Raw genomic sequence first — 12,533 nt, forward strand, 5'->3', positions numbered from 1 at the left:
CCACGTCCGACGCCCCGCACCAACACCATCATTCGCAGCCGCCATCTGGTGTCCACCTCTTCGATGGTGGACACCTAATCAACTCCACATGCAGAGCGGTAGGCGGTCGTCCGATCACGCTTACGCTTCAAGGACGGTTTCGCCCGGCGCAACGTCGATCGCGCCGCCTTCGTAAGCGACAAGCGTCACGAGATTAGCGATTGAGCACGTCGTCGCGCACTGAATTGGCGAGATTGGCGACTTCCTTCACATCGGCGTCGGCAACGCCGAGATCGCGCAGCGTGTAATTGAGGTTTTCGATCACCGCATCGACATGCGAATCGTTGAGACCCTTTTCGACGAGGCGCTTATGCGCGTTGCGCATGTCGGCGCCGGTGTAATTATTGGGTCCGCCAAACGCCATGGTGAGAAACGCCTTCTGCTTGGCGATCTGGCTTTCCATGTCGACGCCGTCGAAGAAATGTGCGATCCGGCCGTCTGCGAGCACTTTGCGATAGAAAAGTTCGACTGCCGCGTTGACTGCGCCTTCGCCGCCCAGGCGCTCGTACAGGCTGGACATTTGCTCCTCCCTGGAATTGCTCTTATTCGCAACGATAGTCGCGAGGCGCCTTGGCGGACGCAATGTCCAGCAGCCGACAATTCCAGGGTTTCGATAGAGCCACCATGCGGCGGCGCAACCAGGCGCCGCCGCTCCAGGGGGATGTTATTCAGTGGTGGGGTTCGCCGCGACGCGATCAATCTTGTCGACGCGCATCGATTCGGCGCCCTGAACGCAGCTGAAGCGCAAAGACCCGCCCGCAGCCGAGTCGAAATGCGCGGCCTTGCCATGAGCGACGGTGAAGACAAGACGCGTCGCCTGGGTCTGCGGCGTCGGCTCCTCATTCAGCGCCGTGTCGATCACCATCATCGTCAGACGGCAGCCGTTCTCGCCTGATGCGAAATAGCTCACGACATGCTTCGATCCGGCGTCAAAACTTGCCGCCATGAGCGGCTTCATCGTCAATGAAGCGTCGGCGGCGGACAGGCCCGAGCTTGCTGCAAGGCACAGCGCTCCGCCGAACGCCGCCGCGACAATTCGATTTCCTGCGATCATGTGTTTTCCTTCCATCTTCGAAGCAAGGCTATGCGGCCGCCGTAGCCAGCCGACGCCTCGCTCGCCCCGGAGGTGGATACTGCATCGCACCACATCAATAGTGCAGTGCAATAAAATCTAATTAATTCTGACTAACCAAATGAAATTAAATGATTATTTTGAGTGTTCAAATTTTAGCCGACGCAGCGGAGGCAAATGGGACTCTGCCTATTTCTTTCGCGTCGCGGAAGGTAAATTCTCTATTATTCGGCGGTTGCGGACTCAGCGTGCTCTTGCCAGTCAAATGTCACGACGCGGCCGTTTTCCACCGCAAGCGCCAGCCGTCCCCGCTTCAGCTCAAGGGCCTTCTCGCCGAAAATCGCGCGGCGCCAACCCTTCAACGTCGGGACGTCGGCTTCATCGTCATGAGCGACGGCTTCGAGGTCGTCGACGGTCGCGATCATCTTGGCGGCGACGCCGGTTTCTTCCGCCACCTGACGCAGCAGCACCTTGAGCAGCTCGACCGTCGCGCCGTTCGAATTGCGCCGATCGCGTTCGATGCGCGGCAAAGTGGCGGGATCGCGGGCGACGCCGCGCTCAACCGCGGCGACAATGTCCGCTCCCGCGCGGGAACGCTCCATTCCCTTCGGAAAGGAGCGCAGATTGCCGAGCGCCTCGATCGAGCGCGGCGCGGCGACCGCGATTTCGAGGAGCACATCGTCCTTCAGCACGCGCGAGCGCGGCACGTCGCGCATTTGCGCCTCCAGCTCGCGCCAGGCGGCGATCTCCATCAGCACCGCGAGGTCGCGCGGCTTGCGCGCCCGGTGGCGCAGGCGTTCCCAGGCGTTTTCCGGATGCTGCTCATAGGTTGCCGGCGAGGTGAGCGTCTCCATCTCGTCAGCAAGCCATTCGAGGCGGTTGGAACGTTCGAGCCGCCCGCGGAGCGCGGCGTAAATGTCGCGAAGATGGGTGACGTCGGCGATCGCATAATCGATCTGCGCCTCCGACAGGGGACGCCGCGACCAGTCGGTGAAACGCGACGATTTATCGAGATTGGCGCGCGTGATCGCCTTAACGAGTTCGAGATAGGAGGCTTGTTCCCCGAATCCGCAGACCATGGCCGCGACCTGAGTGTCGAAAAGCGGCGCGGGGATTAGTCGGGCGAGACGCCAGATGATTTCGAGATCCTGGCGCGCGGCGTGGAAAACCTTGACCACGTCGGGGTTGGCCATGAGGTCGAAAAACGGGGTAAGATCAAGGTCTTCGGCAAGGGCGTCGATCGCCACCGCCTCTTGAGGCGACGCGAGCTGGATGACGCAAACCCGCGGCCAGAACGTCGTTTCCCGCAGGAATTCCGTGTCGACCGTTACGAAAGGGTGTTGGGCGAAACGCTCGCAGACCGCGACCAGTTCCGCATTGGTGGTGAGGAGACTCATTTCAGAGTTGTTTTAAACGTTTTTCTCCCCAGCCTGAAGTCCTAACGCGTTCCAGCCGCGCTTCGCCAGAAAGGTTCCGTTCTGGGCTTGACGACAGTGCGGTTCTCTACCGCCGAGAGGGCCGGGATCGTCACAAAAAAGGATATTTCCGGGTTGCGGGCGATATTCCTTGGGGTAGCATGCCGTCGCCACTCTAATTCGAGGAGCCACGTCCAATCCATGCATCAGCGTTTCAATTCCGCTGCGCGAGCGGCCGCGCGGGCGCGGGTTTCAGCTGCCATCATCCTCGCCTTTACGCTTGTCGGCGCGCCAGCCCTGGCCGCGCATAAGGGCGGCGTCAGCCCGGGCTGGAACCAATGCCGCGCGCCAGATCCCGACGCGCGAATCGCCGGATGCACCCAGATCATTCAGGAGATCGCGAAGGAGACGCCGCATAACCGGGAGGCGGCCTATGTCAATCGCGCCAGCGCCTATCGGGCGAAGGGCGATTACGCCCACGCGCTGGAGGACTTCGACAAGGCGTTGGAGATTAATCCCAAATCGTCGGCAGTTTTAGCCGCGCGCGGCGCCGCCAATCACGCCAAGGGCGATCTCGACAGCGCGCTTGCCGACTACGACCGGGCGATCGCTCTCGATAAGAATAATGCTACGGCGCTGCTGGCGCGCGCCCATATCTGGCGAGCGAAGGGCGATATCGAAAAGGCGCTCGCGGATCTCGAAGAGGCGGCGAAGGCCGACCCAAAATCGACCGCCCCGCTACTTGCCGCTGGCGTTCTATACCACGCGAAGAGCGATCACGACCGCGCCATCGCCGCCTTTTCCGAGGCGCTCAAGCGCGATTCGAAACTCGCGGCGGCGCGCAACGGACGCGGCGCCTGCCATTACGCCAAGGGCGAATTCGACAAGGCGATCGCCGATTTCGACGCCGCGTTGAAAATTGACTCCGGCTATGTCAGTGCGCTGGTCAACCGCGCCAACGCCTGGCGCGCCAAGAAGGACTTCGCCCGCGCCAAGGCTGATTATGACGCGGCGCTGGCGGCGAAGCCGGATTTTGCCGCAGCGAAGAAGGGGGCTCAGGACATGGCGCGCCTCATCGCCAAAAAGGGTTCCGGCGCAGCGACGCCGGCCGACTCCGCTCCCGCCGCCGAGCACGACCATGACTAAGGCGCTAAGCGACGATAAGGGTCGCTACAGCGCCTTGGCGGCCGCCAGAACCTCTTCCGCATGGCCCGGCACCTTGACCTTGCGCCAGATTTTGGCGATGCGGCCGTCGGCGCCGATCAGCACCGTCGTGCGTTCGACGCCCATATATTTGCGGCCATACATGCTCTTCTCGACCCAGACGCCATAGGCGCCGAGCGTCTCCTTCTTCTCGTCCGACGCTAGCGGCAGCGACAAGTCGTATTTTGTGCGAAACTTGTCGTGGCTCTTGACGGAGTCCGGCGACATGCCGACGACGATTGTCTTCGCCTTGGCGAATTTATCGCGCAACGAATTGAAATCGATAGCTTCCTTGGTGCAGCCCGAAGTGTCGTCCTTAGGGTAGAAATAAAGCACGACTTTCTTGCCCTTGAGCGCGCCGAGCGAAAGCTGTTCGCCGCCCGCCCCCGGAAGATCAAAGGCGGGCGCCGGGTCGCCCACTTTCAAGCCCGCCTGCTCAGCTTTGGCCTCCGCCTTCCCGACGGTCGTGCTCATGGCGCCTTCCTTTCGTCGCATCCGCAGCTAAAATCAGCCCTTAGAATGCAGACTGCGCGCCAACCGGCAAGACCGGCTTTATTTTCTACGCCCAGGCTGCGGGTAGCCGAGAGCGAGGCCAATTGACCGACAGGACGGGGCGCAAGCCTAGCGGCGACGCCGTCGTCGACATGGCGCAGCGCGCATTGCTGCGAGCCTGTCGCGCCGCGTGGCGCGTAAAATTTTCGGCGCCGCGCAGCGGAATTCTCCGCGTGATCATGCTGAGCGGGCTTGCCGCGGCGCTGCTTTGCACTGTGACGCTCGGCGGATTCTTCCTGCTCCTTTCGCAGGGCGCCATCTCTCTCGCCTGGCTCGCGCCGCACATCGTTCGATCGCTCGATGAACTCGCGGGCGAACGATATGAATTTTCGCTCGCCACCGCCTCGGTCAGCAATGGCGAGCATGGCCCCACGCTCTCGGTCGACAATTTCATCGTCAAGAAGGACGGCCTTCCGATCGTCGCGGCGCCGCGAGCCGAGTTGTCGCTCGACCTCCATTCCTTGTTGATCGGCCGCGTAAAGCTGCGACGGCTGGAGGTTCTCAACTTGGATTTGCGGCTCTCCGTCGATCAGAACGGCGCCGTGGCGATTTCAGCCGGCGCGCATCCTGTTCCGGCGCAGGCGCCGAGAATTGCGCCGGCGGAGGCAGGGGCGCGGCGCGTGACTCTGTTGCACGAAGCGACGGGGGGGTTGCGGGCGCTCATGGACCTCGCCACCAGTCCGAACAGTCCGTTCGGCGCGCTCGATCGCCTTGGCGTCGTGCATGGCCGGCTCACCATCGACGATCGAACAATCGATCGCGCCATCCGCTATGACGACGTGACGCTCAGTCTCGACAAGGGCGGCAATGGGATGCGCTTCTCGGCGGCGGCCAACGGTCCTTCCGGGCATTGGACGGCGATCGCCGTCGCAAAGGGCGTTCCTGGAGGACGGCGCGAGTTCCACGCGCAGTTTCGCGATTTGTCGATCGACGAGATCGCGCTTGCCGGCGGTTTTCGCACCACCCGCTTCGACACTGACGCGCCGTTTTCTTTCGATCTTGCTTTTGCGCTCGGCGCGGGCGACGAGATTCTCGAAGCATCGGGCCAGGCGGAGGTGGGCCGGGGCTTTTTCCGCTTCGACGAACCCGACCATGAGCCGGTGATGATCGAGAAGGTCGCCGGCGTCGCGACCTGGGACAGGGGCGCGCGGAAAGTAGTGATTGCGCCACTGGTGTTCAAAGCGGGCGGCTTCGACATGACGATCGTCGGCGAAGCCCGCCCGCCCGCAGGGGCGACCAGCATCGCTGACGTGGCGAGCGTCGACAGGCCCTGGACGCTGGGGCTCCGGCTCAAAGCGCCGACGGTGGTGGCGCCCGAGCGCGCGGGCGAGAAGAACATTCGGATCGACAGCGGATTGTTCAGCGCGCGCCTCTTCCACGGCGAACGCCAGATCGTTTTCGACAAATTCGCCTTCGCCGGCCCGGAAACGCATGTTGACCTCAGCGGCGCGTTCAGTTGGCGCGACGACATTCGCATCACGCTCAAAATGGGCGTCGAGGAAACACAGATTCGCGCGCTGTCGCGGCTGTGGCCGACCCATGTCGCACCGTCCGTGCGCACCTGGTTTGTCGACCATGTGCCGACGGGTGTGTTGAAGCAGGCGCGCTACGCCGCTGATTTCGACGGCGCGGCGATGACGGCGATGCGCTACGAACAGGCGCCGCCGGATCAATCTCTGCTCGCCGAAGGCGACATTGTCGACGGCGCGGTCACTGAAATTCTGCCGGGCATGGCGCCGCTTAACGGCATCAACGGACATCTGCGCGTCACCGGTCAGACGGTGTCTTTCGCCGCGACCTCAGGCGTCATGGAGACGGGGCGCGGGCGGCGTCTCGCGCTCTCCTCGGGCCGGTTCCTCGTCGCCGACAGCGCGCTCCGCCCGACCCCCGCCACGGTCGAGGTCGACGTCGGCGGCGACGTCGAAGCCGTCGCCGACCTTCTGACATTGCCGGCGATCGCCCAACATGCGTCCATTCCTGTTGCGCCCGGCGCGCTGAAAGGGACGCTCGAGGGACGGTTACGCGTCGATTTCGAGACGGGCGTCAACGCCCGCGACGAGGCGACGACTTTTACCATAGATGCGACGACGTCGAATCTCGTTGTCGACAATCTGATCGGCAAGGAGAAGCTCGAAGGCGGCGCCCTGCGCGTCGTCGCCGATCGAACCGGACTGCGCGTCAGCGGAACGGGCCGTCTCTTCAACGCGCCGGCCACGCTCGAAGTTCATCGCGGCTTTGGCGACAAGGGCGCCGCCCAGGCGCATGTCGCCTTCACCTTTGACGACGCGGCGCGTCAGCGTGCGGGCTACGCCATCGCCGGCGTCAGCGGCCCGATCCTGGCGACGATACGCACGCCGCTCCCGGTCGAGAATGTCGATACGCAGATCGAACTCGATCTTTCCCGGACGAATTTTGACAATCCGCTGCCGGGCCTGGTGAAGCCGGCCGGAAAACCGGCGAAGGCCTCATTCAATTTGACGCGTCGCGGCGAGGCGATGGCGCTCGAACAATTCGTGTTCGACGCGGGGCCGACGCAGGCGCAGGGCGTCATCGACTTCGCCCGCGACGGCGCCTTCCGCGCCGTCCGTCTCACCCAGGCGCGGCTCTCGCCGGGGGACGACATGCGCATCGACGTTCAGCGCAGCGGCGAGACCGTGAAAATCGTCGCACGCGGGACGAATTTCGACGCGCGGCCGATAATGCAGGGCTTGTTGCGCGCCGACCGCGGCGTCGGCAAGGGAACGATCGAAAACGTCGAGCTCGATTTCAAGTCGCCGATCGTAACCGGCCATAACAAGCAAATTCTCTCCAATGTGGACCTGAAAATGGAGCGGCGCGGCGGCAAGCTGCGCGCAGTGGCGCTGACCGGCTATTTTGGCCGCGAACAGCTCTCCGTCGGCACGGATCGCGGCGCCGACGGCGCGTCGCAGATGGAAATTTCAACCAACGATGGCGGCTCGCTGCTCTCCTTCCTCGACATCTATCGAAAGATGGACAGTGGCGCGCTGAGCGCGACTGTGCAGCTGGGCCAGAACCGCGCCGACGGCGCCTTGCGCATCCGCGACTTCTTTGTGCGCGGCGAGCCGACGGTGCGCCGGCTGATGGCGCAAAGCGGCACGGCGCGAACCGACGATCGCGGCAATTATCGCTTCGACCCCGACCTCGTGCGCGTCGGCAGATTGGAGAGCGAGTTCGGCTGGACCGGCGGACAGCTTGCCGTGCGCGACGGCGTGCTGTCGGGTCCGGAGATCGGCCTTACCTTCGACGGCTATATCGACTTCCAGCGCGAGAAGCTCGATCTCGTCGGCACCTATGTGCCGGCCTATGCGTTGAACAGCCTGCTGTCGAACATTCCCGTCGTCGGCGTGGTGCTCGCCGGCGGCCAGCATGAAGGCGTTTTTGGCCTTAGCTATCGGCTCTATGGCGCGCTGACGTCGCCTTCAATCAACGTCAATCCGCTGTCGGCGATCGCGCCAGGCCTGATGCGCAAAATCATGGGCGTGATCGACGGCACCGCGCGCATGCCGCAGGAGCGGTAATCTGCGCAGAGCGCTAGGCGCGCTCGAGCAGGACGTGCTTCTTCTTGCCGAGCGAAAGTTTGACGACGCCTTCGCTCGCGAATTCGCTTTCGCCGATGATTCCGCGTTCGTCCGTCACCGGCGAATCGTTGATGCGCAGCCCGCCGGACTTGATCTGGCGTCGCGCCTCGCCGGTTGACGAAACCAGTCCCGCCTTGACGAAAGCGGTCAGCACGCCAAGCCCGGCGGCGATGTCCTCGGCCGAAACTGATACCTTTGGGAGCGACAGCGCGAGCGCGCCTTCCTCGAAGGTCGCGCGCGCGGTTTCAGCGGCCGCGTCCGCCGCCGCGCGGCCATGAATGAGCGCGGTCGCTTCGGTCGCGAGCGTTTTCTTCGCGTCGTTGATTTCGGCGCCTTGCAGCGCCGCGAGCCGTGCGATCTCGTCCATCGGCAGGAAGGTGAAGAGTTTCAGGAAGCGTTCGACGTCGGCGTCTTCGGTATTGCGCCAATATTGCCAGTAATCGTACGGCGACAGCATGTCGGCGTTGAGCCAGACGGCGCCGGCGGCGGTCTTGCCCATCTTGGCGCCCGACGATGTCGTCAGCAGCGGCGAGGTGAGCGCGTAAAGCTGCGGACAGCCCATGCGCCGCCCAAGATCGAGGCCGGTGACGATATTGCCCCATTGGTCGGAGCCGCCCATCTGCAGCAGCGCGCCGTAGCGCCGGTTGATCTCGACGAAATCATAGGCCTGCAGGCACATGTAGTTGAATTCGATGAAGGAGAGCTCATGCTCGCGCTCGAGCCGCAGTTTCACCGAATCCATCGTCAGCATGCGATTGACCGAGAAATGGCGGCCGACGTCGCGCAGGAAATCGATATAGTTCAGTTGCGCGAGCCAATCGGCGTTGTCGAGCATCAGCGCGTCTGACGCGCCGTCGCCGAAGGTGAGGAAGCGCTCGAAGACGGTCCTGATCGATGCCTTGTTCACGTCGATCTGCTCGACGGTGAGCAGCTTGCGGCTCTCGTCCTTGCCGGAAGGATCGCCGACCCGCGTCGTGCCGCCGCCCATCAGCGGTAAGGGCTTGCCGCCGGTGCGCTGCAGCCAGGCAAGCATCATGATCGGCAGGAGCGAACCGACATGGAGCGAGGGCGCCGTGCAGTCGAAGCCGATATAGGCGGAAAGCGTCCCCGACCGCGCCTTCTCGTCCAGCCCCGCGAAATCGGAGCATTGATGAACGAAGCCACGCGCGATCAGCGCCTGCAGGAAGTCGGATTTTGGCGTGAAATCGCTGGGAGAGGTCATGAGGCCGGGTGATAGGCGTTGCCCGCCGACGGCGCAAGCGATCACCTTGGCCTTGGGGACGGCATTCTTGCCCCCTAACAGGGCTTTTGGTAGAAGCCGCAGGCTTTCGCGCTCGCCCCTTGCGCCGACGAACGCAGGACAATCATGCTTTTTTACGAGCCGCTGTTCCTGTTTCTGTTCGGCCCGGCGGTTTACCTCATCTATCTGTTTTTCGGAGAGGTCCGCCTGCGGCGGGTGATCATCCTGTTCGCGGCCAGCGTGATCTTCTACGCCTGGAGCGAGCCGGTCTTTATTTTCCTCGTCTTCGCCTCGGTCGCGCTCGACCTTTATGCGGCGCAAAAGATCGCCGCGTCGTCAGAGCAAAAACCTCGCAAGCTCTGGCTCGCGCTTGGCGTCGTCGCAAATCTCGCGATCCTCGTCTATTACAAATATACCGGCTTTCTCGCGCTCAATCTCGATGCGCTGTTGAAGGCGCTGACGCTGCCGGGGATCAACATTCCCCAGATCGCGCTGCCGATCGGCGTCAGCTTCATCGTCTTCGAAAAGATCACCTATCTCGTCGACGTCTATCGCGGCGTCACGGCGCCTGCGCGGGCGCCACTGCTCTATGGGCTTTATGTCTTCTTCTTCCCGAAGCTCCTCGCCGGGCCGATCATCAAATATCACGACATCGCGCGCCAGTTCGACGAGATGCCGCACGCCGATCTCGACGATTTCGTCATCGGCTTTTCGCGCTTCATGCTCGGCGTGGTGAAGAAGCTGCTTTTTGCCGATACGCTGGCGAGCGGCGCCGACCTCATCTTCTCGCATGACGTTAGCGCGCTTGGGTTTGCCGAAGCCTGGGCGGGCGTGCTGTTCTTCACCTTCCAAATCTATTTCGATTTCTCCGGCTATTCCGACATGGCGATCGGGCTCGCGCGCATGTTCGGCTTCCGGCTCTTAGAAAATTTCAACATGCCCTATGTCGCGACGAGCATCACCGATTTCTGGCGGCGCTGGCATATTTCACTCACCAGCTGGATTCGCGAATATTTGTATTTTCCGCTCGGCGGCAATCGGCGCGGCGAAGCGCGCACCTATCTCAATTTGTGGATCTGCTTTTTCGCCTCGGGACTCTGGCATGGCGCCGCTTGGACCTATATCGCCTGGGGCGCCTATAATGGCGTGTTCCTGGTGCTGGACCGGCTGTTTCTGGTGAAAAGCCTGCAGCGATTGCCGGATTGGTGCGCCAATATCGTCACGATGGTCGTCGTCATCGTCGGCTGGACCTTCTTTCGCGCCACCTCGCTGTCTCAAGCGGGCGCGCTGCTGGCGTTGATGGCGAATCCTTGGGCGCAATCCAGCATGGAGATCGCCATTCCCGAAGAATATATTGTCGTGGCGCTGATCGCCGCGGCGATTTGCGTGGCGCAGCGGTTGTCGCTTTATGTCAAGGACTTCGATTGGGTGAGCGCGGCGCAGCGTTACGCCTTGGCGTCGAACAGCGCGCTATCGCTGCTCTTCCTTGCGGCGTTGGCGAAGGGACTGGCCGATCCCTTCAAGCCGTTCATCTATTTTCGCTTTTGAAGCGGACGGGCGATCGAGCCGATATGGATAAGCGCGTCGAGAAAGATCAAGCGGTATGCGAGCCTCCGGCGCCGGCGTCAGTTTCCGTCGCGCGCGCCTTTTTAAAGTCGCTCACCTTCGCGCGCTTGCCGATTTTTGGCTGCGCGGGTTTCATCGCCTTTCTTTTCCTCGCAAATTTGTGGAATTTCGCCGTTGAACGCGATTGGCCGAAGCTGCGTATCCGCAGCGCCTCGCCGCTTGCTGGCGTCGCGAAGCCAAAGCCCGCGCCCTGGACGCTCGAAGCTTTTCTCTCCGGCGTGACTCAAAAGGCGGTGTCGACAAATCTCGGGCGAATGTCGCCGGTCTTTCCGATTTCCGTGCGCGCCAAAAATCAGCTCGTCTTTTCGCTGTTCGGCGGCTCGGCGGCGCCCGGCGTCCTGATCGGCCGCAACGGCCAGCTCTATGAGGATATTTATATCAACGAATTTTGCGCGCGTGACGGCGGCTTCGATTCTTCGCGCCTCGCCGCATGGTCGTCGACGTTGCGCGACATTCAGGAGCTGGCGCAGGCGCATGGAAAGAGCTTCGTCTATCTGATTTCGCCGTCCAAGGCGGCGCGCTATGCGGAAGATTTGCCGAAGTCCGCGCCCTGCGCCGCGCGCGCGACGACGACGTCGGAGAAGCTTGCGCCCTATCGCGCGGCGCTCGACGGCGCGCAGGTGCGCTATGTGGACGGCCCGGCGCTCATCGCTGCGGAAAAATCCAAACAGCCGATCGCGCTCTTTCCGCGCGGCGGCTCGCATTGGAACAGCGTCGGCGGCGCGCTCGCCATGCGCGAGGTGACGCGCGCGCTGCCGGCTTCTCCTGTCGGCATTCTCGACTTTGCCTCGGCGCCGGCGCCGGAAGCCGAGGGCACCGACCGCGACCTGCTGGACTTGCTCAATCTTCTGTGGCCCGACGCAAATTATCCGACGGCGACGATCGGCAGGGCAGGGGAGAAGGGCGATTGCGCGCGACCGCCGCACCTGCTCGCGCTTGGCGGAAGCTTTCTGCATCAGGTTCTGGCGGCGGCGACGCTCGCGCCCTGTCCGCCGCAAATCGACTATTGGTTCTATATGCGGACCGAGGACAACGGAATCGAACTCGGTCATTACCGGCGCGCGCCCGGCGACGCCTCGAATGGCGAGCGGCTGAAGGCGACGTCGGAAGAACTCGACGAAAACCTCGCCGGGTCCGACATCATCCTGCTCGAAGAAAACGAAGCGGGCGTCGCCACGACGAAGCAGGTTGGGCATCTCGTCGAGGCGCTGCGCCGTCTGCCTTAGGCGTAGGCCCGAGCTGAAACCCGCGCGATGGGGCCTCCAGATTCTCTTGCTCTGTACGGATTGAATCCGTATGATGATCGAGAGGTGACCATGCCACGCGAACATGTCGAAAGCGGCCGCGTCGAGTTGCGGCTCAAGCCTGAGGACAAGGCCGTGCTGGCGCGCGCCGCCGCGCTCGAACGTCTCGACCTGACCAGCTTCATTCTGCGCGCCGCAATGCCGCGCGCCCAGGCCGTCATCGCTGAAGCCGAAAAGCTGCGCCTGTCGGAACGCGACTCCCTGCGCGTGCTCGACCTCTTGGAAAATCCGCCCGACCCGCCCGCGCGCCTCGTCCGCGCCTCCAAGGCGGGCTTCACCCTCGAATGACGGGACTCTTCTGGGAGGAGGCGTCGCTCGGCAAGAACCACGACCGCAACGCCTTCGACTGCGGCGAGGACAGTCGCCCGTGAAGAACGCGATTTAAGCGGCGATTAGTCGGCGATTTGAGGCGTTGGCGTCGTCGAGGACGCTCAGGAACAAGGCCCACAGAAGCGCCAGCCATGCGAGCAGGCGGCGGAAGTT

Annotated in this window: 10 protein-coding genes; 5 read left to right on the forward strand and 5 right to left on the reverse strand. The window is 63.0% G+C overall.

The genetic code is table 11. The features are described from left to right. Positions 1-193: 193 nt before the first annotated feature. The 3 genes from AB7I51_RS16270 to rnd form a co-directional block, all read right to left on the reverse strand. Positions 194-559: a group I truncated hemoglobin gene (locus AB7I51_RS16270; protein WP_428405342.1), complete on the reverse strand. Its 366-nt coding sequence runs from the start codon at positions 557-559 to the stop codon at positions 194-196. Positions 560-703: 144 nt separating this feature from the next. After that, on the reverse strand, positions 704-1,093 hold the full coding sequence (locus tag AB7I51_RS16275; RefSeq protein WP_428405343.1) for a hypothetical protein: 390 nt from the start codon (positions 1,091-1,093) through the stop codon (positions 704-706). Between the two features lie 242 nt (positions 1,094-1,335). Next, positions 1,336-2,508, reverse strand: a complete 1,173-nt coding sequence (rnd, locus tag AB7I51_RS16280) for a ribonuclease D (RefSeq protein ID WP_428405344.1) — start codon at positions 2,506-2,508, stop codon at positions 1,336-1,338. A gap of 219 nt (positions 2,509-2,727) precedes the next feature. Here rnd and AB7I51_RS16285 point away from each other — a divergent pair, with 219 nt between their 5' ends. Beyond that, on the forward strand, positions 2,728-3,672 hold the full coding sequence (locus AB7I51_RS16285) for a tetratricopeptide repeat protein (RefSeq protein WP_428405345.1): 945 nt from the start codon (positions 2,728-2,730) through the stop codon (positions 3,670-3,672). A 24-nt stretch (positions 3,673-3,696) separates the two neighbouring features. Here AB7I51_RS16285 and AB7I51_RS16290 read toward each other — a convergent pair whose 3' ends face one another. Then, the gene (locus AB7I51_RS16290; RefSeq protein ID WP_428405346.1) at positions 3,697-4,203 is read right to left on the reverse strand and encodes a peroxiredoxin; all 507 of its coding nucleotides are present in this window, start codon (positions 4,201-4,203) and stop codon (positions 3,697-3,699) included. A gap of 122 nt (positions 4,204-4,325) precedes the next feature. On the opposite strand from AB7I51_RS16290, the gene AB7I51_RS16295 reads away from it, so the two are divergent. Next, a complete protein-coding gene (locus AB7I51_RS16295; protein ID WP_428405347.1) occupies positions 4,326-7,820 on the forward strand; it encodes an AsmA-like C-terminal region-containing protein in 3,495 nt (1,164 codons plus the stop codon). A gap of 13 nt (positions 7,821-7,833) precedes the next feature. On the opposite strand, the gene tyrS is transcribed toward AB7I51_RS16295, so the two are convergent. Next, on the reverse strand, positions 7,834-9,102 hold the full coding sequence (tyrS, locus tag AB7I51_RS16300) for a tyrosine--tRNA ligase (RefSeq protein ID WP_428405348.1): 1,269 nt from the start codon (positions 9,100-9,102) through the stop codon (positions 7,834-7,836). Between the two features lie 144 nt (positions 9,103-9,246). On the opposite strand from tyrS, the gene AB7I51_RS16305 reads away from it, so the two are divergent. The 3 genes from AB7I51_RS16305 (at position 9,247) to AB7I51_RS16315 (ending at position 12,338) form a co-directional block, all read left to right on the forward strand. Further along, on the forward strand, positions 9,247-10,668 hold the full coding sequence (locus AB7I51_RS16305; RefSeq protein ID WP_428405349.1) for an MBOAT family O-acyltransferase: 1,422 nt from the start codon (positions 9,247-9,249) through the stop codon (positions 10,666-10,668). A gap of 23 nt (positions 10,669-10,691) precedes the next feature. Next, the gene (locus AB7I51_RS16310; RefSeq protein WP_428405350.1) at positions 10,692-11,972 is read left to right on the forward strand and encodes an alginate O-acetyltransferase AlgX-related protein; all 1,281 of its coding nucleotides are present in this window, start codon (positions 10,692-10,694) and stop codon (positions 11,970-11,972) included. 90 nt (positions 11,973-12,062) lie between these two features. Next, positions 12,063-12,338, forward strand: coding sequence for a DUF1778 domain-containing protein (locus AB7I51_RS16315; protein ID WP_428405351.1), 276 nt, complete (start codon positions 12,063-12,065; stop codon positions 12,336-12,338). Positions 12,339-12,533: the final 195 nt, after the last annotated feature.

Source organism: Methylocystis sp., assembly GCF_050246715.1.
Taxonomy (GTDB): Bacteria; Pseudomonadota; Alphaproteobacteria; order Rhizobiales; family Beijerinckiaceae; genus Methylocystis.